17 protein-coding genes are annotated in these 19,616 nt (G+C 67.9%); 10 read left to right on the forward strand and 7 right to left on the reverse strand.

Annotated elements, in window-relative coordinates; translation table 11 throughout:
- Together AB0I34_RS26055 and AB0I34_RS26060 are read left to right on the forward strand one after the other, a co-directional pair.
- Positions 1-350 (forward strand): phosphotransferase (locus tag AB0I34_RS26055; RefSeq protein WP_360449603.1); only part of this gene is annotated, 350 nt, incomplete at its 5' end.
- Positions 351-413: 63 nt separating this feature from the next.
- A complete protein-coding gene (locus AB0I34_RS26060; protein WP_360449606.1) occupies positions 414-1,826 on the forward strand; it encodes a HAMP domain-containing sensor histidine kinase in 1,413 nt (470 codons plus the stop codon).
- Between the two features lie 7 nt (positions 1,827-1,833).
- Here AB0I34_RS26060 and AB0I34_RS26065 read toward each other — a convergent pair whose 3' ends face one another.
- Positions 1,834-2,400 (reverse strand): TetR/AcrR family transcriptional regulator, encoded by a 567-nt coding sequence (locus AB0I34_RS26065; RefSeq protein ID WP_360449608.1) that lies wholly within the window; start codon positions 2,398-2,400, stop codon positions 1,834-1,836.
- A 79-nt stretch (positions 2,401-2,479) separates the two neighbouring features.
- Between AB0I34_RS26065 and AB0I34_RS26070 the strand changes: the two genes are divergently transcribed.
- A complete protein-coding gene (locus tag AB0I34_RS26070; protein ID WP_360449611.1) occupies positions 2,480-3,241 on the forward strand; it encodes an SDR family oxidoreductase in 762 nt (253 codons plus the stop codon).
- A 108-nt stretch (positions 3,242-3,349) separates the two neighbouring features.
- Here the strand turns inward: AB0I34_RS26070 and AB0I34_RS26075 are convergent, their stop codons facing one another.
- Genes AB0I34_RS26075 through AB0I34_RS26095 form a run of 5 tightly spaced genes read right to left on the reverse strand, consistent with a single transcriptional unit; the run spans position 3,350 to position 8,607 of the window.
- Positions 3,350-4,264: a PmoA family protein gene (locus AB0I34_RS26075; RefSeq protein WP_360449614.1), complete on the reverse strand. Its 915-nt coding sequence runs from the start codon at positions 4,262-4,264 to the stop codon at positions 3,350-3,352.
- Positions 4,261-5,397: a Gfo/Idh/MocA family oxidoreductase gene (locus AB0I34_RS26080; protein WP_360449618.1), complete on the reverse strand. Its 1,137-nt coding sequence runs from the start codon at positions 5,395-5,397 to the stop codon at positions 4,261-4,263. The genes AB0I34_RS26075 and AB0I34_RS26080 overlap by 4 nt, the downstream gene beginning before the upstream one ends.
- Before the next feature lie 25 nt (positions 5,398-5,422).
- Positions 5,423-6,751, reverse strand: coding sequence for an extracellular solute-binding protein (locus tag AB0I34_RS26085; RefSeq protein ID WP_360449621.1), 1,329 nt, complete (start codon positions 6,749-6,751; stop codon positions 5,423-5,425).
- A 22-nt stretch (positions 6,752-6,773) separates the two neighbouring features.
- A complete protein-coding gene (locus tag AB0I34_RS26090) occupies positions 6,774-7,658 on the reverse strand; it encodes a carbohydrate ABC transporter permease (RefSeq protein WP_360449624.1) in 885 nt (294 codons plus the stop codon).
- Positions 7,648-8,607 carry a sugar ABC transporter permease gene (locus AB0I34_RS26095; protein WP_360449627.1) on the reverse strand — a complete coding sequence of 320 codons (960 nt, stop codon included), beginning with the start codon at positions 8,605-8,607 and terminating at the stop codon, positions 7,648-7,650. Before AB0I34_RS26095 ends, AB0I34_RS26090 begins: the two co-directional genes overlap by 11 nt.
- A gap of 213 nt (positions 8,608-8,820) precedes the next feature.
- On the opposite strand from AB0I34_RS26095, the gene AB0I34_RS26100 reads away from it, so the two are divergent.
- A complete protein-coding gene (locus tag AB0I34_RS26100) occupies positions 8,821-10,587 on the forward strand; it encodes a hypothetical protein (RefSeq protein WP_360449630.1) in 1,767 nt (588 codons plus the stop codon).
- An 11-nt stretch (positions 10,588-10,598) separates the two neighbouring features.
- On the opposite strand, the gene AB0I34_RS26105 is transcribed toward AB0I34_RS26100, so the two are convergent.
- Positions 10,599-12,773, reverse strand: a complete 2,175-nt coding sequence (locus tag AB0I34_RS26105) for a glycosyl hydrolase family 28-related protein (protein ID WP_360449632.1) — start codon at positions 12,771-12,773, stop codon at positions 10,599-10,601.
- 170 nt (positions 12,774-12,943) lie between these two features.
- On the opposite strand from AB0I34_RS26105, the gene AB0I34_RS26110 reads away from it, so the two are divergent.
- The 6 genes from AB0I34_RS26110 to AB0I34_RS26135 all read left to right on the forward strand — a co-directional run bounded on the left by AB0I34_RS26110 (position 12,944) and on the right by AB0I34_RS26135 (position 19,519).
- On the forward strand, positions 12,944-13,969 hold the full coding sequence (locus AB0I34_RS26110; RefSeq protein ID WP_360449635.1) for a LacI family DNA-binding transcriptional regulator: 1,026 nt from the start codon (positions 12,944-12,946) through the stop codon (positions 13,967-13,969).
- The gene (locus AB0I34_RS26115) at positions 13,969-15,564 is read left to right on the forward strand and encodes an FAD-dependent oxidoreductase (RefSeq protein WP_360449638.1); all 1,596 of its coding nucleotides are present in this window, start codon (positions 13,969-13,971) and stop codon (positions 15,562-15,564) included. Before AB0I34_RS26110 ends, AB0I34_RS26115 begins: the two co-directional genes overlap by 1 nt.
- A gap of 27 nt (positions 15,565-15,591) precedes the next feature.
- Complete coding sequence (locus AB0I34_RS26120; RefSeq protein WP_360449640.1) at positions 15,592-16,839, forward strand: sugar ABC transporter substrate-binding protein; 1,248 nt, start codon at positions 15,592-15,594, stop codon at positions 16,837-16,839.
- Positions 16,836-17,789, forward strand: coding sequence for a sugar ABC transporter permease (locus AB0I34_RS26125; RefSeq protein WP_360449643.1), 954 nt, complete (start codon positions 16,836-16,838; stop codon positions 17,787-17,789). Before AB0I34_RS26120 ends, AB0I34_RS26125 begins: the two co-directional genes overlap by 4 nt.
- On the forward strand, positions 17,779-18,609 hold the full coding sequence (locus AB0I34_RS26130) for a carbohydrate ABC transporter permease (protein WP_360449645.1): 831 nt from the start codon (positions 17,779-17,781) through the stop codon (positions 18,607-18,609). Before AB0I34_RS26125 ends, AB0I34_RS26130 begins: the two co-directional genes overlap by 11 nt.
- Before the next feature lie 70 nt (positions 18,610-18,679).
- Positions 18,680-19,519 carry an alpha/beta hydrolase gene (locus tag AB0I34_RS26135; protein ID WP_360449648.1) on the forward strand — a complete coding sequence of 280 codons (840 nt, stop codon included), beginning with the start codon at positions 18,680-18,682 and terminating at the stop codon, positions 19,517-19,519.
- The last annotated feature ends 97 nt before the right edge of the window (positions 19,520-19,616 follow it).

A 19,616-nucleotide genomic window follows, 5' to 3' on the forward strand; every position in this document is an offset into this window, starting at 1 on the left:
ACCATGGTGTCTGCCATGGCGACGTGACTCTCGACAACGTTTTGCTGACACCGCAGGGACTGCTCTTGCTCGACTTCGACCTCGCCGCGATCGGCCCTCGGGCCGCGGACTTCACCGGCGTCGCGTCGACGCCGTACTGGTCGTCGTTCACCTCGGGGTACAGGAAGCGGCGGCCGATCGCGGCGTCCGACGAAGCCGCCATCCCGTACCTGCGGGTCGTCGGCCGGATCTTCAACCTGCGTTTCCACCTGGTCGACAAGCCGACGTTCCGCGGCACCGAGTCGCGGACCGAGGGGTGGGCCGCTGGCGAACTCGAGGCACTGCGGCAGGACGCGGCCGAGATCCTCTGACTCACAGCAATTCCCCAGCCGGCGCGGAGGTTCCTCCAGGGCTGGTTGCTCATGCTGGGGTGCATGACGCGGTTCGTGCCTGCCTCGCTGACCGCACGGGTCGCGGCCGCGGTCGTGCTGCTGGTCGCGGTCGTGAGTGTGCTGATCAGTGTGCTGACGACCGCCGCCATCAGCTCGTACCTGACCAAGCAACTCGACACCAAGGTGATGGCGACGCATGGGCGGGCGCTCGGCGTGCTGACCAACGGCGGCGGGAACAAGCCGCCGCCGGACGTTCCGCACGGGCAGGACGCCGGCACGGTGACCGTCTACCGCAGCCCGTCGGATGCCATCGGCAACGTGATCACAACCGCAGGCGAGGTCACCACCCTGTCCGACCAAGACCTCGCTGTCCTGGAGACCGTACCGGCCGGTGGCACGAATGCGACCGTGGCCGTTCCGGGTCTGGGGCAGTACCGGGTGCACGCTTCCCGGATCGGCGACGTCACGGTCATCACCGGGTTGCCGACCAAGGACATCGATGACACGGTCAACAGTCTGATCGGGTGGGAGGTCCTGTTCGGCGGCGTCGGCGTACTGGCCGCGGGCGGTGCCGCGGTGTTCGTCGTACGACGGCAACTGCGGCCGCTGCGGCGCGTCGCGCAGACGGCCCGTGAGGTGGCGGGGTTGCCGCTGGACACCGGTGAGATCGGGGTGACCGCGCGGGTGCCGTCACGGCTGACGGACGAACGGACCGAGGTCGGTCAGGTCGCGGTCGCCTTGAACACGTTGCTGGGGCACATGGAGCGGTCGCTGGACGCGCGGCATCGGAGTGAGGTTCAGGTGCGGCAGTTCGTTGCCGATGCCTCCCATGAGCTGCGGACACCGCTGACCACGATTCACGGGTATGCGCAGTTGAGTCTGCAGCGGCGTGATCCCGAGTTGTACACGCAGGCGATGGGCAAGGTGATGGTCGAGGCGACCCGGATGGCGGCGCTCGTGGAGGACCTCCTGTTGCTGGCTCGCCTCGATGCTGGCCGTCCGCTCGACCGTCGTCCGGTGGACCTCAGCCGACTGGCGCACGACTCGATCGCCGACGCGCGGATCGTGGCGCCCGAGCACGTGTGGCGGTTGAGCCTGCCGTCGGATCCCGTTGTCGTCATCGGCGACGAGCAACGCCTGCACCAGGTCGTCACCAACCTCCTCGGCAACGCCCGCCGTCACACTCCACCGGGTACGACGGTCACAGTCGCCCTGACCTCGTCCGCCCACTCCGCCGTCCTCACCATCCACGACGACGGACCCGGCATCCCCACCGACCTGCAACCCACCGTCTTCCAGCGCTTCACCCGAGCCGACACGTCTCGCACCCGAGCCTCCGGCGGCGCCGGCCTCGGCCTCTCCCTCGCCCACTCGATCACCCAAGCCCACCAAGGCACCCTCACCCTCACGTCTCAGCCCGAGAGCACGACCTTCACTCTCGCACTGCCCCGCTGACGCTCGTCTACTTCAGGAGGCTCTCCACCAGCGGGCGCGCCTGGGCTGCCGGCCCGACGCTGCCGAGCGCCTGGACCGAGGCGTAGGCGCCCTCGAAGATCAGCGTGAGGTGCGCGGCCAGCTGGTCCGGATCATCGGCCTCCAGGTCGTTGGCCAAGGCAACGAACTGGTCGCGGACCCACTCCTTCAACTGGATCGCCCGCTGGTGTCCGGCCAGCTTCTCGTCCGGGAACTCGGTCAGCACCATCAGGAACGGGCAGCCCCGGCAGATGTCGGGCTGGAGCATCGCGTTCTGCTCGGAGAAGAGCGCCAGCACCCGGTCGCGCGGACCGTCGCCACCGCCTTCGAGCGACGTACGGAACCACTCGCGGTACGCCTCGTAGGCGCGGTCGACGTACGCCGCGACCAGATCATCCTTGGACGCGAACAGGCGGTACAGCGTGGTCGGGGCGATGCCGGCCTCGGCCGCGATCCGGTCCACGCCGATCGCCCGGATCCCCTGCCAGTAGAACAGCTCGTGCGCGATCTCGAGCACGTGCGCACGGGTCTCGTCCGAGCTTCTGCGGGTCCTCATGAGAAACAGGGTAGCAATGTTAGGGATCGTTCCCTTAGATTTATGTTAGGGATCGTTCCACTTCGAGGAAGGCCACGATATGAGCTTGCAGGGAAAGACGGCGTTGGTGACCGGTGGATCACGCGGGATCGGCCGGGCCGCGGCCGAGCGGCTGGCCGCGGACGGTGCGCGCGTCGGGGTGCACTACGGCACGAACGAGGCGGCGGCCAAGGAGACCGTGCAGGCGATCGCCGCCGCCGGCGGGGACGCCTTCGCCGTCGGCGCGGAGTTCGGCACCGACGGCGACGTCGACGCCTTGTACGACGGCCTGGTCGCCGGACTCGACGGCGCCGGTCTCGACATCCTGGTCAACAACGCCGCCGTCATCGACTACGCCGACAGCATCGACGGCATCACGCCCGAAGCGTTCGACCGGCTGATCGCGGTGAACGTCAAGGCGCCGCTCTTCGTCACCCAGCGGGTCCTGCCCCTGATGCCCGACGGCGGCCGCATCGTCAACGTGTCGTCGGGTGTCACCTGGTTCGCCCAGCCCGAGATCGGCTACGGCATGACCAAGGGAGCACTGAACGTCTTCACCCGCTCGCTCGCCCGGACCCTCGGCCCGCGCCAGATCACCGTTAACACGGTGTCTCCCGGCATCACCGAGACCGACATGAACGGCTGGCTGCAGGACCCGAACTCCGCCGCACTGGTGGCCGGCATGGTCGCCCTCGGGCGGCACGGTCAGTCCGCCGACCTCGCCGACGTGATCGCGTTCTTCGCGTCCGCCGACGCGCGCTGGGTCACCGGCCAGGTCCTCGAAGCCAACGGCGGGCTCTGGCTCGGCCCGAACGAGCGCTGACACCCGCTTCACCGAACCGCCAGGCCATCACGATCATCAGCCAACCGCGGCGTCAGGCGGAGGAGACCTGCGCCGGTGGCGATTGTGATGGTCTGGCGGTTCTCGACCTCACCCGGCGGCGAGTGCCTTCTGGGCCTGGGCGGCCAAGGCCTTGGCGCGTTGGTCGTCGGAAGGGCCGTCGGCTACCAGGACGGCGTACTTGAAGCGGAGCGTTTCACCTGCCTGGAAGGGGACTTCTTCGGAGAAGAAGGGGGCGGGGCAGACGGCGGCGAAGTCTTCGGAGCGGACGAACCACTCCGGTGGGTGGCGGACGTTGTCGGCTGCGTCGGCGATGATGATGCTGGAGGCGCGGCCGTTGTTGTCGTGCTTGCCGCTGAAGCCCATCCACGCCGCCCGTTGGCCGCGGAGCTCGTCACCGCCGTTGCCCTGCGGCGCCAGCACCGTGCCTTTGGTGAACGAGCGGGGTCCGCGCCAGAACAGACCGCCGTACCCGGCGTTCGGGCGACCGGCTGTCGTCGGGCTGCCGATCTGGACGGTCTCGCCGGAGACGTTCGTCATCGCGGTCTCGTAGACCAGCACCCAGCCGTCATCGGCGAAGCGCGTCGTCAGGGACCGCGACTCGTCGACCACGTGCTGACCGGCCTGCGTACGCCACGACAGGTGGTGTGCGAAGCGCACCATGTCGTCCGACACGTCCAATGCGTCGATCCGGTCGTGGTCCATCGAGCCGTTGTTGTCGAGCTGCTGGTACCCGGCGTCCTTCGAGAACGTCGGACCACCCCAGAAGTTCTCGTGCCCGAAGTGCGGCAGCGACCAGGTGATTCCCTTGTGCCACACGTGGTCGTGCGGCCGGAACACACTGACCAGGTCGCCTTCGACCGTCCGGATCGGGTGGAAGTAAGGCCGCGGCGACTCCAGTTGCCGATCCGTGGCCCGGTAGACATAGGTGAACAACTCGCCGTCGCCCGCGGTGACCTGGATCGAGCGGCCGACAGCGTGGTTGCAGCCGAGGTTCTGCGTCATCGAATCTCCTGTTCCGGTGGATTCGTCCATGGCGCGCCGAGTTCGCTGAACACGGCGAGTTCGTCGGCGGCCCGATCCACCCACTTCTCCACGTCGAGCACGATCGGCCGCCGCTCGAGTCCCTCCCCCTCCCACCGGACCAGCCCAGCCGGGATCTCGACCGGCTCGTCCGCCACCCGTACCGCTTCGACGACGCGGGTGAATCCTCCGGTCGCGGCCAGCGGGACATACAGCGGTACGCCGGGATCCGCACGATGATCGAGCAGGTTCTCCAGCAGCCCGGCCCGGCCGTACGTCGTCTCGGTCGTACCACTGGCGTCGGTGATCTCGAGCGTGTCCGTCGTGTACCGCAGTTCGGCGCGACCAGCGGACCCGTGCACGATGACGCGCGGCTCGAGATGTTCCGACGCGCACAGCGTCACCGCGATAAGGATCGTCGTACCGCGACCCGTCACGATCCGCACCGTGGACGTGTCGTCGGACTCGATCGGGTTCGCGCGGAACAACTCCGTCTCGACGGACCGTACGTCGTCCGCCCCGGTTGACCCGTCGAGCAACAGCGCAGCCGCGGTCGCATGGGCCAGCGGGTTCGTCACCGCGCCATCGACCACCGCAACACCGTCGAGCGTACGTCGACCAGCCCACCGCGCCCGCTGGAAGTACTGCGCCTTCCGCACCCACTTACCGACCGCGCTGATCCCGCGGATCTCCCCAAGCCGCCCGTCGGCCACCATCGACGCCAACGTGAACGTAGCCTCAGATGCCTGGGCCTGGAAGCCGACCTGGCAGGCCCGGCCCGTCTCAGCGACGACCGCGGACAACTTCTCGAACTCCGCCAGCGACGCCGTCGGAGGTTTCTCCAGCAGTACGTCGGCCCCGGCCCGCAACGCCGCCTCGGCCAGCGCAACGTGCGTCTGGATCGGCGTACTGATGATCACGACGTCGACCGCGGTCGACGCGAGCACCTCGTCCAGCCCACCGAAGACCTCAACCCCTGCGGGCAGATCCTCGGCCGGCCGAGGGTCGGCGACAGCGACGAGCTGCGCCTTCCCCTCAGCGGCCAGTCGGACGACGTTGCGGACGTGGGACGCCCCGTGGCCGTGGACACCTGCCACGGCCACGCGAGGCGTCATGGCCAATCAGTTGCCGTCAGCAACACTATTTGAGCTCCCCGTTGACCTCGTCGATGAACGCAGTCGCGGCCTTGTCGGGCGTGAGCCGGCCGAACAGTACCTCGGTGGTGTAGCGCTGGGTGATCTTCTCCACCTGACCACCACCGACCGGCGGCGCCGGCGACGGGTCGCCGAGTTCCTTGCCGATGTCCTGGATGAACTTCGACGAGGCCGCGTCGGCCGGCTGCAGCTTCGGGTCGACCGCCGCGCGGATCTCGGTGTTCGGCGGCACGCCGCGCTCGGCCAGCAGGATGTTGCCGGCGGCGGTGCTGTTGGCCAGGAAGTTGACGAACTCGGTCGCCTCCTTCTGGTGCTTCGACCGCGACGAGATCGACCAGAACATCGAGCCCTTGTAGTACGAGCCGTTGTCGGCCGCCGTGCCGTCGGTGCTCGGGATCCGCAGCAGCTTGAGCTCGGTCCCGGCCGCCTTGCTGAACGCGACCAGCTGGTTGCTCCAGATGAAGCTCATGCCCAGCTTGCCGGTCGCCATCGCGGACTGGTCCAGCGGCGCGTTCATGTCCTGCGAGATGGACTCGGCCGACGGGATCGCCTTCGCGTCGCGCATCTTCAGCAGGTTCTTGTAGAAGTCGGTCACCTGACCGGCCGAGATGCCGAGCTTGCCGTCCTGGGTCCACAGCGACTCGCCGTGCTGGCGGGCCCACAGGTTCAGCGCGGCCTCGTTGGTACCGGGTGCGCCGGTCCCGAACACCTTGCCGCCCGACTTGGCGGTGATCTCCGCGGCGATCCGCGTGTAGTCGTCCCAGGTCCACTTGGTGTCGTCGGGCAGGGCGACCCCGGCGGCCTTGAACACGGCCGGGTTGGCGACCACGGCGAACGAGTTGATCCCGGCGTTCAGCCCGTAGAGACCGCCGTCGAACTCGCCGGCGCCGAGGGTGTCCTTCTCGAACTTGCCGGTGTCCAGGCCGTCGGCCTTCTTCAGGTCCTGCAGCGCGCCGCGGTCGGCGTACTCACGCAGGTACTTCTCGTCCATCTGGATGATGTCCGGCGCGTCGTTGGCCGCGACGGTGGTGGCGAGCTTGTCCCAGTACCCGGACCATTCGCCGAACTCACCCTTGATCTTGATGTTCGGGTGGTCCTTCTGGAAGGCCTCGATGGCCTGCTGGGTCATCTTCTGCCGGGTGTCGCCGCCCCACCAGGTGAAGCGGAGTGTGACCTCACCGTTGGCGGAGTCGCCACCGCCGCCACCGCCGGAGTCACCACCGCATGCGCTGGCGGCCAGCAGGGTGGAAGCGATCGCGACGGCGGCCAGGGCCCGCAGGCGCCGGCCTGCGGTGGGTGGGATGAGCGGCCTCATGATGTGTGCACCTTTCAGGGGGTTACTTGATGCCGGTGGTGGCGATGCCCTTGATCAGGAACCGCTGGCCGAGCAGGAATGCGAGGAAGACGGGAACGAGGGAGACGACCGACATCGCGAACATCGACCCCCAGTTCGTACTCGAGGTCGCGTCGACGAACGACCGCAGCGCGACCGGCACGGTGTACATCTTCGGATCGGTCAGGTAGATCAGCTGGCTGAAGAAGTCGTTCCAGGTCCAGATGAAGGTGAAGATCGCGGTGGTGGCCAGGGCCGGCGTCATCAGCGGCAGGATCACCCGCAGGAAGATCCCGGCCCGGCCGCAGCCGTCGATCCGCGCCGCCTCGTCCAACTCGCGCGGGATGCCGCGGATGAACTGGACCATCAAGAAGACGAAGAACGCGTCGGTGGCCAGCAGCTTCGGCACCACCAGCGGCAGGAACGTGTTGATCCAGCCGGCCTGCGAGAACAAGATGTACTGCGGCACGATCACCACATGGATCGGCAGCATGATGCTGACCAGCATGATCGCGAACCAGAACTTCTTGCCGTTGAAGTCGAGCCGGGCGAACGCGTACGCCGCCATCGAGCACGACACCAGGTTGCCGATGATCGCGCCGAGCACCACCGCCGCCGAGTTCAGCAGGTAGCGGGTGAACGGTTCGGCCAGCGCGTTCCAGCCGAGCCGGTAGTTGTCGATGTGCAGGTCCCTCACCAGGATCCCGGGCTCGCGGAAGATCTCGTTGCCCGGCCGCAGTGAGCTGACCACCATCCAGATCAACGGGTAGAGCATCACCAGGGCGGCCGCGGCCAGCGCGACGTGGATCAGCACCGGGCGGACCCGGACCCAGCTCACACCGGTGGTCCGCCGCGCGGCCAGGCTGCTGCGGATCGTCTCAGTCGTCATAGAACACCCAGTACTTCGAGGCGAAGAAGTTCGCCGCGGTGAAGACTCCGATGATCACGAGCAGGAACCACGCCATCGCGGACGCATAGCCCATGTCGAAATTGCCGAAGCCCCGGTCGTAGAGGTAGAGCGTGAAGAACATGGTCGAGTCCGACGGCCCGCCGCTGCCCCCGGAGACCACGAAGGCCTGGGTGAACGACTGGAACGCGTGGATGATCTGCAGCACCAGGTTGAAGAAGATGATCGGGGTGAGCAGCGGCAGCGTGATGCTGAAGAACCGGCGCAGTACGCCGGCGCCGTCGACCGAGGCCGCCTCGTAGTACATCGTCGGGATCTGCCGCAGGCCGGCCAGGAAGATCACCATCGGCGACCCGAACGTCCATACGTTCAGCACCACCAGCGTGCCGAGCGCCGTACTCGGGTCGGAGATCCAGCCCTTGCCGTCGATGCCGACCAGTGCGAGCAACTGGTTGAACAGGCCCTCGGTGCCGAACACCTGCCGCCACAGGACCGCGATCGCGACGCTCGAGCCGAGCAGCGACGGCAGGTAGAAGACCGAACGGTAGAACGCCATCCCGCGGACGCCGCGGTCGAGTACGACGGCGAGCAGCAACGCGATCGCCAGTTGCAGCGGGACCGAGACGAACACGTAGGTGAAGGTCACCCGCAGCGAGTTGTGCAGCCGCTCGTCGGACAGCATCCGGGTGAAGTTCTCCAGCCCGATCCACTTCGGCGCCTGGATCAGGTTGTAGTCCGTGAACGACAGGTAGAGCGAGGCCAGCATCGGCCCGATGGTGATCAGGAACAGCCCGAGCAGCCACGGCGTCAGGAACAGGTACGCGGACAGGTTGTCCTTCTTCTTCACCTTCCCGGTCCAACGGTTCCGGTTCGGCTGCTGCCCGGCCACCTTCTTCCGCCGGAGGCTGCCGAGCTCACCCAGCGCACTCATACTTTCTTCCCTCCGGAAAGCTCCAGGCGGTTGCCGGAAAGCGTTTGCCTTGGCCGGTCAAGCTAGTACGAGAAACCGGTTTACGCAAGACCTCGGGGAGGGCCGGACTGACCGGATGCGGTCAGCTGCGAGCTCTTGACAGGACATACTCCCGAGGCAACAGTTCTGCGCAGCGGGAAACCGCTTTCCTGTATTCTTTATGGAGGCCGCCCGATGCAGCGCCGTACCTTTCTCGCCGGTTCGCTGACCACTCTCACGGTCGGTGCACTGCACTCGACCGCCCAGCACCCGACCGCCGCGGCGAACGCCGCAGGAGCCACCGTGGACGACGACTTCCTGACCGTTCTCACCAACGCCAACCAGAAGCAGATCCCGCTGGTGCTCGGCAACTACCAGAACGCCTCCGACAGCATCCGGACCGTGGCCCGCAAGGCGCGGCGCCTCATCTCCGGGTACGTCTGGGGCCGGTCGTCGTACCACCATGACGCCTCGCTGCTGGCGCCGCTGCAGTGGCTGGTCGAGCAGCTGGCCGCGCGGCAGCACGACGACGGCCTGTACGACGTCGGCAACCTGCACTCACCGCCGGACAGCGCGTTCGCGATCCAGGACGTCTGCATGCTCTACGCCCTGCTCGACGCCGACGACCAGCCGGCCACGCTGCCGCACCGCACGATCCTCGAGCAGGTACTGCGGAAGGCCGGCCCGGCCCTGGCGAGCGGTGGGGTGCACACGCCCAACCACCGTTGGGAAGTCTCCGCCGCACTGGCGCGGACCCATCACCTGTTCCCGGATCGCCGGTACGCCGCCCGGATCGACGACTGGCTGGACGAGGGCATCGACGCGACCCCGGAAGGCTTCTACAGCGAGCGGAGTTCGACGTACGCCGCCGAGGTGACGAACCCTTGTCTGCTGACGATCGCGTGGCTGCGGGACAAGCCCGAACTGCTCGGGTACGTCCGGCGCAACCTGGACTCGACGCTGTACCTGCTGGAGCCGAACGGGGAGGTCGACACGACCGCGTCGCGCCGGCAGGACCAGAAGGCGATCCGCGAGGTCTGGTGGTACCTGACGCAGTACCGCGAGCTCGCGCTGCACGACCGGGACGGACGGTTCACGACCGTTGCCAAGAGCATCGAGCAGCGCGGGACCGGTGAGCTCGGCGACTTCCTCGCCGAGGTGCTCGAGCGGCCGGAGCTGGCCGCGGCCCTGCCTGCCGCCGAGCCCGTACCGACCGACTTCGCCCAGCACTTCCCGACCCAGGGGTCGGCCCGGATCCGGCGCGGCGATCGGACCGCGACCGTGTTCGGCGGGACCGACTTCCACGATCTCCCGGTGATCTCGTCCGGGCTGTCCACCAACCCGACCTTCTTCAAGCTCCGCCAAGGTGCCGCGATCCTCGACTCGGTCCGGTTGTCGCCACAGTTCTTCAGTACCGGCCATTTCCGCAGTGACGGACTGCGTCGTACGGGCGATCGCAGCTTCGAGCTCGCGGACGAGGTGAAGGTGCCGTACCACCTGCCGTTGCCCAAGCGGTACCGGCGCACGGACGGGCTGTACGCGCTGACGCCGGACGGCCGGTTCTACGCATCGATGGACTTCCCGCACCGGCCGAAGCAGTTCCGCACGCTGCGGACCGAGGTCACCGTCGTCGAGGTCGGCAACGGCTTCGACCTGACCTTCGATCTCGACGGCGACGAGACGTCGTACGCGATCGAGCTCTGTTTCCGGCCCGGCGGCACGCTGGCCGGCGTCGAGGCCTTGGATGCCCCAGGCAACTACCAGCTGGTGAGCGGCACCGGCAGCTACACCGTCGGCTCCAACCGGATCGAGTTCGGCCCTGGCTCGGGCGCCGCCCGGGTCGGCATGGACCCGGGCGAGCGCTACACCTACCTCGGCGGCAACCTGACCCCGGACGGCCTCCGCGTGTACCTCACCGGCCGCATCCCCACCCGTCAGGTGCTCAGGCTACGGACCGCCTAGGGATTGCCGGATCATCGGATGTCCAGGACGGTGAACTCCGGGTCGGGGACGACGCGGGCGGTGCGGACATCGGCGGCGGACGCGCCCCACTGGGTGAACTCGGGAGTCTTGTCGCGATAGCCGCGATTGCCCCGGAACATGATGTCGCGGGACTGCTCGAGGCCGACGCCGTACGGGGACGGGCCGAGAACGGTGGCGACGCGGAAGAGGACGGAGTTGGCGAAGAGCAGGTCGTGGCAATGGTCGAGTTCCACGGCCTGGGACTGCCAGCCATAGATGTGGTCCTCGGTCTGCAGGCCGAAGAACCGCCAGCCGGACACGTGCCGGAGGACGACCTCGCGGTACTGGTGGTGTTCGATCGAGAGCTCGTACGCCGATGTCGGGACGCTCGATGACTCGATCAGGAGTCCGTTGTCGGCCCAGCCGGCCGCACTCCAGATGTTCGACAGGACGCCTCCGCCGCCGCGGACCCAGACGCCGTACTTGTGCTTGCCCTTGTAGGTGTAGCCGGGATCGCCGCTGGCGACGTCGTCGGGATGCCACTTCACGAACTGGGTGGTGATGTCGGCCAGGTAGGACCCACGCCCCGACCGCCAACTGACGTTCACCGAACCCGGCGTGTTCTGGGCGGTGTCCAGCCCCAGACCGTGCACGATATTGCGCCCGCCGACAGGGGTCTCGACCAATGCCCGCGGCCGCTCGGGATCACCGAAGTACGCCGTACCGGCCGGTGTGCGCAGCCACGTCTGACGGGGATGTAGGCCGATCAGGTTGGAGTTCGTCCGCAGTCGCAGCGTCCCGGCGAGAACATACGCGCCGATCGGCACGAAGACTGTCTCATGCCGATCCACGGCGGCTTGGAAGACAGCAAGATCGTCAGCCCCCGAGCCGACAGTCCGTCCCATCCGCGCAGCTACGTCGGCGATGCTGACCCACGTGGACACCGGCGGAAGATCGGGTACGTCGGACTCCAGCAGCTCACCGATCCGCGTATCGCGAGACCCGAGCGACACCACGACGCCGTCGGCACGCGACTCCCGCGACGATAGCCCGCGGGTGATCCGCAGACCGTAGGTGAGTTCTCGTACGACGCCGTCCCGGGCCAGGGTCCGCCGACCGCTCTGAGCCAGTGTGAGCAGCATCGGTGTGCTGCGGACGACACTGTCGACCAGGTTGACCTGGTTGCTGTTCCGGATTCGTGGATCGGTGGCCCCGGGCAATTGATCGCTGTCGTTCATGACGATGCCTTCGGCAACGTCATCGAGCACGCAGTTCTCCAGGTAGAGATGGAGGAACTGGCCGGGTACGCACTCGACACCGCGCGGAGCGCCACCCAGGACGGTGCGAACGAGGACCAGCTTCGCGTCGTTGTTCGCCCGGATCGCGGTCTCGCGCTGTCCGGTGAAGCGGCAGTCCAGCACGGTGGTCGGCCACCCGGCCGAGGCGGCGTACGCGTTGAAGCCGACCGCGCCGCCGCGGATGCGGACCCGCTGGATCAGGTTCGCGTTGTGGTCGATCCCGGCCCGGCCGTCGCCCACGTCGAGGTCGAGGTCCTGCAGGACGCACAACTGCGCGCCGCCGAACCGGACCGCGATCGCCTGCGGGTTGCCGGGGCCGATCGCGACGTCCAGGTTGATCAGTCCGGAGCCGAAGGTGTCGTTGTTCGCGTAGGTGATCGGCCCACCGACCGGCCGGCGCCGGAACGAGAACACGTCGCGCGGCGCGGTTCCGGCGTACCCGGGACTGTTCTCCGCCAGCACGAACCGCGGGCGTTGCCGGCCGAAGCCAATGATGCGCACCGAGTCGTGCACGTCGATCGGCGCGGACAGGCGGTAGGTGCCTGGCGGGACGAAAACGATGCCGCCACCGTCGCCGAGTGGGAAGTCGCGGCCACCACCGAGGATGTCGCCGAGCCGGTTGACGGTCCCGCGCCGGGAAGCCTCGTCGACTGCCGCCTGCAGAGCGGCCGTCGCGTCACCGGACACCTCGAAGCCTGGTGATCCGAGCACGACCGCGGTCGGATCGGGTGGGCAGGCGTCGTACGCCGACCGGAAGCTGACCGGGTCGCGGTCGGGCCCGTGGGAGTCGCCGCCGACCGTGCTCGCCGACGCCGGGCCGGAGAGGAGCACGACAGGGCTTGCGACGGCTGCGGCGGCCAGACCGGTGAAGTGGCGACGACTCAGCATGGAGACCTCCTCGCGATGAGCGGACTGCCGTGAGTGTTCTTCGCCGCCGCACCGCTGGTCAAGATCCTGGCAATGGTAATTCGCATTATCAGCACTATTGGGCTCTTGACGACGGTTTGGCGGCTGCTCTACGGTTCACGGCAATGCGTATTACTGCGGAGGATTGATCGATGCCGGACAAGGCGACCACCCGACTCACCCAGCGCGACATCGCGCGGCTGGCCAAGGTCAGCCAGACCACGGTCTCGCTGGTGCTGAACAACCGCAGCGACGCCACCGCACGGATCCCTGCCGAGACTCGCGACCGGGTCCTCAAGGTGATCCGCGAGACCGGCTACCAGGCCGATCCGCTGGCCCGCCGGATGCTGAAGCAGCGCAACCAGATCCTCGGTGTGTTCACCTACGAGTCGGTGTTCCCGAGTGCGAGCGGCGACTTCTACCACCCGTTCCTGGCCGGCATCGAGGACTGCGCGGAGCAGCTGGGCTTGGACCTGCTGCTGTTCACCAGTGCGCCGGTGACGTCCGGACGGCGGCAGATCTTCCACGAGAACAACCGGCTCCGGATCGCCGACGGCTGCCTGCTCCTCGGTCGTCAGATCCCGGCCGACGAGCTGGCCCGGCTGATCGCGGAGGAGTATCCGTTCGTCTCCGTCGGTCGCCGCGACGACGCCGGCGGCCCGGTCCCGTACGTCGGAGCCGACTACGTCGAGGCCACGCGAGTCGTGGTGGAGAAGGCGCTGGCGCTGGGGCACCGGCGCATCGCCTTCGCCGGCCCAGGGGCCGGTGCCGAATCGTCGGCCGACAGGCTGCTCGGCTTCCGGGCAGCCGCCGGTGCACGCGCGCCGTGGCTGCCGGGTGCCGATCCCGACGCGCTGCTCGACACCCTGCTCGAGCAGAAGGTCACCGCCGTCTTCGTGGAAGAGCGGGCCGACGCTGTCGCCCTGCTCGCGACCGCGACCGCGCGGGGCGTCCAGGTCCCGGCCGACCTGTCCGTCATCGCCCTCGGTGACTCGACCCGGCCGGCCGAGAGCGACATCGACTTCACCGGATTCCACGTACCGCGACGGGCGATGGGGCTGCAGGCGGTCGAGTTGCTGGAGGCGATCCTGAGCGGCACCGCCACCGAGCGCCAACTGCTGCTCCCCTGCGAACTGACCGACGGCACCACCCTCACTCCACCCAGCAAAGGGGTCTGATGCATACAGATGTTCTCGTGGTCGGCGGCGGGCTCGGCGGAGTCGCCGCAGCCCTGGCCGCGCTGCGCGCCGGTCGCTCGGTCGTCCTGACCGAGGAGTTCGACTGGCTCGGCGGGCAGTTGACCAGCCAGGCTGTCCCGCCGGACGAGCACAGCTGGGTCGAGCAGTTCGGCGTCACGGCGTCGTACCGGGCGTTGCGGGAGGGCATCCGGGCCTACTACCGCCGCCACTATCCGCTGACGTCGGCGTCCCGCGCGGATGTCCACCTCAACCCTGGTGCCGGGTATGTGTCGAAGCTCTGTCACGAGCCGCGGGTGGCGCTGGCTGTGCTGGAGGCGATGCTCGCGCCGTACCGGGCCAGCGGGCGGTTGCAGGTCCTGCAGCCGTACCGTCCGGTGGCCGCTGACACCGACGGCGATCAGGTCACCGCGGTGACCGTGCAGCATGGCGTCCGAGACGAGCAGGTCACCGTGACGGCGCCGTACATCCTGGACGCGACTGAGACCGGGGAGCTGCTGCCGCTGACCGGGACGGAGTACGTCACCGGGTTCGAGGCGCAGAGCGAGACCGGCGAGCCGAGTGCGCCGGCCCAGGCACAGCCACTCAACATGCAGGCGGTGTCGTACTGCTTCGCGGTCGACCACGTCGACGGCGACCACGTCGGGGACAAGCCGGCCAACTACGCCTTCTGGCGGAACTACCAGCCGTCGTTCTGGGGCGATCGGCTGCTGTCCTGGACCGCGCCGAATCCGCGCACACTGGAGAGCTCACGGCGTACGTTCACGCCGAACCCCGACGACGACCCGCTCGCCGTGGTCGCCGATCAGCGCCGGACCGGCGGCGACACGAACCTGTGGACCTTCCGCCGGATCGCGGCCCGCCGGCACTTCGTTCCCGGTGCCTACGACAGCGACATCTGCCTGGTGAACTGGCCGATGATCGACTACTTCGAGGGCCCGGTCATTGACGTACCGGACGCGGCGAAACACCTGGCCGCGGCCAAGGAGTTGTCGCACGCGGTCCTCTACTGGCTGCAGACCGAGGCGCCGCGGGCCGATGGTGGCGCCGGCTTCCCCGGGCTGCGGTTGCGCGGCGATCTGCTCGGGTCCACCGACGGCCTGGCGCAGGCGCCGTACATCCGGGAGTCCCGGCGGATCAAGGCGGAGTACACGATCGTCGAGCAGGATCTGTCCGTCGCCACTCGCGGCGACCGCGGCGCGGTCGAGTACGACGACAGCGTCGGGATCGGGATGTACCGGATCGACCTGCACCCGTCGACCGGCGGGGACAACTACATCGACGTGGCCAGCAGCCCGTTCCGGATCCCGCTCGGCGCGCTGATCCCGCAACGCGTCGAGAACCTGCTGCCGGCGAACAAGAATCTCGGCACCACCCACATCACCAACGGCTGCTACCGGTTGCACCCGGTCGAGTGGAACGTCGGCGAGGCCGCCGGTCTGCTCGCAGCCTTCTGCCTGGACCGCGACGTCAGCCCGCGTGCGGTTCGCGGCACCCCCGCCCTGCTCGGCCAGTTCCAGGACCGGCTGATTGCCCAGGGCATCGAACTCGACTGGCCGGCCATCACAGGCTACTGAGTACCGGCTACTGACGGAGGACATCTGATGAAGACGCTGACAGCGGCACTGTCCGCCGCGGCCCTGCTGGCGCTGGCCGGCTGCGGCGGTGGCGGGTCCGGCTCGGCCGACGACGGACCGGTCGACCTGCGGATGACGATCTGGAGCGCGAACGCCAAGCACCTGGCGCTGTTCGACCAGATCGCGGCCGACTACAAGAAGGATCACCCCGAGGTCGGGAAGATCACGTTCGAGCCGATCCCGTTCGACAGCTACACGACCACCCTGACCACCCAGATCGGCGGCGGCAACGTACCGGACCTGGCCTGGATCTTCGAGAGCACCGCGCCCGACTTCGTCACCTCGGGCGCCCTCGAGCCGATCGACAAGGACGCCGACCTGGTGCCCAGTACGACGGCCAACTGGGAGAAGGACGGCAAGCTGTACGCCTACCCGTTCTCCACCTCGCCACTCGGGGTCTTCGTCAACACCGATCTGGTGAAGGCGGCCGGTCGGCCGGCGCCGGCCGAGCAGATCGCAGCCGGGACCTGGACCTGGGAAGAGGCCGCGAAGACGGCGGCAGCGGTTCAGGCTCGCGGCAGCAAGGGTGGGCTCGTGGTCGGCGACTTCGACTACAAGGGCTGGGACACGCTGAATGCGGTCTGGGCCGGCTGGGGCGCGCGGCCGTGGAGCGAGGACGGCAAGACGTGCCAGTTCGACCAGCCGGAGATGGCGGACGCGATGACGTTCCTGCACAAACTGGTCTTCACCGACAAGGGCATGCCCGGCCCGGGCGTGACGAAGGACTTCTTCGCGGGCGACTCCGGGATGATTCTGACCCAGATCAGCCGGGCCGCGCTGCTGGAGAAGGCGAAGTTCAAGTGGGACCTCGTCCCGCTCCCCAAGGGTCCGGCGGGTGACTACGCCGTCGTCGGGCAGGCTGGAATCGGGGTGTTCAAGCGCGGCAAGCATGCCGACGCGGCCAAGCAGTTCCTGGCCTACTTCACCAACGCGGAGAACTCGGCCAAGCTCGCGCAGTTCTTCCCGCCACCCCGCAAGTCGCAACTGAACGCTGACACGCTCGGCAAGGCCAATCCCCTGCTCAAGCCGGCGCAGCTGGACAGTGTCGTTGTCCAGGGCATCGAACGCGGCACGATCAAACCCAGCCACACCGGGTACGCCGAGATCCAGCAGACCGTCCGTGCGTCGCTCGACCCGCTGTGGAAGCCGGACGCGGATGTCAAGGCCGTGCTGGCCGGGGTGTGCTCGAAGCTCAACCCGTTGCTGGCGAAATGACCTTGCTCCTGGAGAAACCGGCCCGGGCGCCGGCGTTGACGGACAAAGCGCCGTACTGGACGATGCGGCGGCGCGACGAGTTGGCCGGACGGCTGATGGTCGCGCCGCAGCTCGCCGGGATCGTTGCCTTCGTCATCGTTCCGCTCGGGCTGGTGGTCTGGTACAGCCTGCACGAGTGGAACGTGCTGGCCGGATCCTTCACCTTCATCGGAGCGGACAACTACACGGCGCTCGCGGACGACCAGCAGCTCGGACCGGTGCTCAGGGCAACGGGATTGTTCTCGGCCGGTCTGGTGGTGCTGAACCTCAGCCTCGCGTTGTTCCTGGCCGTGCTGCTCAATCAGAAGCTCCGGGGCACGGTGGTGTTCCGCACGCTGTTCTTCTCGCCGGTCGTGGTGACGCTGGTCGCCTGGACGATCGTGTGGGGGTTCCTGCTCCAGGACAACGGCGGGGTGAATGCCCTCTTCCATGTGCTCCGTCTCGACGTACTCGGGATCGACGGGCCGAACTGGCTGCGGTCCGGCGGTACGGCGATGGCGTCGGTGATCGTGGTCCAACTGTTCAAGAACGTGGGCCTCAACATGGTCCTGTTCCTGGCCGCGTTGCAGGGTGTGCCGGCGGAGCTGTACGAGGCGGCGCGGATCGACGGCGCGTCGGCGTGGGCGCGGTTCCGCCGGGTGACCGTCCCGCTGATCAGTCCGACGATCCTGCTCACGATGATCCTGACGATCGTCGGCTCGCTCCAGGTCTTCGCGCAGATCGCCGTACTGACGCAGGGCGGGCCCGGGACGTCGACGACTGTGCTCGTCTACTACCTGTACCAGCAGGCGTTCCAGTTCCACCACTTCGGGTACGGCGCGACGCTCTCGCTGCTGTTGTTCCTGATTGTTCTCGTGCTGACAGTCGTGCAGTGGCGGATGCGGCGAAGGTGGGTGTTCCATGAGTCCTAGGCTGAAGGTGCTGCTGTACGGCGTACTGCTGGTGTGCTGTGTTCCGTTCGTGTTCCCGATCTGGTGGATGGCGACGACGTCGCTCAAGCCGCTGTCCGAGATCTTCGCGTTCCCGCCGTCGCTGCTGCCGGGGTCGCCGACGCTGGACGCCTACCGGCAGGTGTTCGAGCTGCAGCCGTTCGGCCGGCAGTATCTGAACAGTCTCTACATCGCCGCGGTGGTCACACTCGGGACGCTGGCGGTGTCCGCGCTGGCCGGGTACGCCTTCGCGCGGATCCGGTTCCGGGGCGCCGGCGTCGTGTTCATGATCGTGCTGACCGGGCTGCTGGTGCCGAACGAGGTGACGATCATCCCGCTGTACCGGATGTTCGACACGCTCGGGCTGGTGGACACCCACTGGCCGCTCATCCTGATCCCGATGCTGGGTGCGCCCAGTGTGCTGGCGACGTTCATCATGCGGCAGTTCTTCATCACGCTCCCCGCTGAGCTCGAGGAAGCCGGTCGCGTGGACGGTCTCGGCCGCTTCGGCCTGTTCTGGCGGGTCTGCCTCCCGCTGGCCCGGCCGGCGATCGGCGCGGTCGCCATCTTCACCTTCCTGCACAGCTGGAACCTCTACCTGGAGCCGATCGTCTTCCTGTCCAGCAAGTCCAAGTTCACCATCCCACAGGCGCTGACCCAGTACGTCGACGCGTACGGCGGCCCGATGTGGAACACCCAACTCGCCGCCGCCACCCTGTCGGCGCTGCCGGTGCTGATCATCTTCGTGCTGGCGCAACGCCAGTTCGTCGAAGGCCTGGCCCAGACCGGCCTGAAGGGCTGATCGCCTGCGGCCCGTCCGCTTCTCCGCGCGTGAGGAGTGTGGTCTACTGCGCGAGAGGGGGTGCGGGCGGATGGCCACAGCACGAGAGTTGGGCGAGGTCGAGATCGCGAACACCTCGGGGCGGCCGGTGGTGATGTTCGTGCATGGGCTGTGGTTGCTGGCCGGGAGCTGGCAGCGGTGGCGGGAGAAGTTCGAAGCGGCCGGGTACGCGACCGTGGCGCCAGGCTGGCCGGATGATCCGGAGAGCGTCGGCGAAGGGCGGGCGAATCCGGCGAGCTTCGCGGGGAAGTCGGTCGGCGCGATCACGGAGTACTACGCGGACACGATCTCGCGGCTGGAGCGGAAGCCGGCGATCGTCGGGCACTCGTTCGGCGGGCTGATCACGCAGAAGCTGGCGGGCATGGGCCTCGCGACTGTCGCGGTCCCGATCGACCCGGCGCCAGGGCGAGGCATCCTGCCGTTGCCGTTGTCCGCGCTGCGGGCGTCCTTCCCGGCCCTGCGGAATCCCGCGAACCGGAAGAAGGCCGTGATGCTGACCTACGGCCAGTTCCGGTACGCCTTCGTCAACGCCGTACCAGAGGACGAGGCCCGGAAGCTGTACGACGAGTTCCCGGTGCCAGGGCCCGGGCTGCCGCTGTTCCAGGCGGCGGTCGCCAACTTCAACCGGGGCAGCGAGACGGCGGTCGACCGAGCCAACCCGAACCGCGGCCCGATGAAGTTCCTCTCCGGCGAGAACGACCACACCGTCCCCTGGGCCATCACCAACGCGTCGTACCGCAAACAGCTCGTCAACCCGTCCATCACCGAGATCGAGGAGATGCCCGCCCGCGGCCACTCCCTCGTCATCGACTCCGGCTGGGAACACGTCGCCGACACCGCGCTCGCCTTCATCCAGAAACACCACACCTGACTCGTTGCTCGAAGCAATATCTCGGGATCGATTGTCCACAGGAAGCTCGGCTGTGGATAACCTCGTGTCTTGGGATCCCTTGAGAACAAGGGGTTTT

It is taken from the genome of Kribbella sp. NPDC050281, assembly GCF_040655855.1.
Lineage (GTDB): Bacteria > Actinomycetota > Actinomycetes > Propionibacteriales > Kribbellaceae > Kribbella.

Coding starts and splice junctions, on each gene's coding strand:
- AB0I34_RS26115 (WP_360449638.1), top strand. CDS start 13,969: ATGCATACAGATGTTCTCGTGGTCGGCGGCGGGCTCGGCGGAGTCGCC.
- AB0I34_RS26065 (WP_360449608.1), bottom strand. CDS start 2,400: ATGAGGACCCGCAGAAGCTCGGACGAGACCCGTGCGCACGTGCTCGAG.
- AB0I34_RS26105 (WP_360449632.1), bottom strand. CDS start 12,773: ATGCTGAGTCGTCGCCACTTCACCGGTCTGGCCGCCGCAGCCGTCGCA.
- AB0I34_RS26125 (WP_360449643.1), top strand. CDS start 16,836: ATGACCTTGCTCCTGGAGAAACCGGCCCGGGCGCCGGCGTTGACGGAC.
- AB0I34_RS26095 (WP_360449627.1), bottom strand. CDS start 8,607: ATGAGTGCGCTGGGTGAGCTCGGCAGCCTCCGGCGGAAGAAGGTGGCC.
- AB0I34_RS26085 (WP_360449621.1), bottom strand. CDS start 6,751: ATGAGGCCGCTCATCCCACCCACCGCAGGCCGGCGCCTGCGGGCCCTG.
- AB0I34_RS26090 (WP_360449624.1), bottom strand. CDS start 7,658: ATGACGACTGAGACGATCCGCAGCAGCCTGGCCGCGCGGCGGACCACC.
- AB0I34_RS26070 (WP_360449611.1), top strand. CDS start 2,480: ATGAGCTTGCAGGGAAAGACGGCGTTGGTGACCGGTGGATCACGCGGG.
- AB0I34_RS26060 (WP_360449606.1), top strand. CDS start 414: ATGACGCGGTTCGTGCCTGCCTCGCTGACCGCACGGGTCGCGGCCGCG.
- AB0I34_RS26130 (WP_360449645.1), top strand. CDS start 17,779: ATGAGTCCTAGGCTGAAGGTGCTGCTGTACGGCGTACTGCTGGTGTGC.
- AB0I34_RS26100 (WP_360449630.1), top strand. CDS start 8,821: ATGCAGCGCCGTACCTTTCTCGCCGGTTCGCTGACCACTCTCACGGTC.
- AB0I34_RS26135 (WP_360449648.1), top strand. CDS start 18,680: ATGGCCACAGCACGAGAGTTGGGCGAGGTCGAGATCGCGAACACCTCG.
- AB0I34_RS26110 (WP_360449635.1), top strand. CDS start 12,944: ATGCCGGACAAGGCGACCACCCGACTCACCCAGCGCGACATCGCGCGG.
- AB0I34_RS26080 (WP_360449618.1), bottom strand. CDS start 5,397: ATGACGCCTCGCGTGGCCGTGGCAGGTGTCCACGGCCACGGGGCGTCC.
- AB0I34_RS26120 (WP_360449640.1), top strand. CDS start 15,592: ATGAAGACGCTGACAGCGGCACTGTCCGCCGCGGCCCTGCTGGCGCTG.
- AB0I34_RS26075 (WP_360449614.1), bottom strand. CDS start 4,264: ATGACGCAGAACCTCGGCTGCAACCACGCTGTCGGCCGCTCGATCCAG.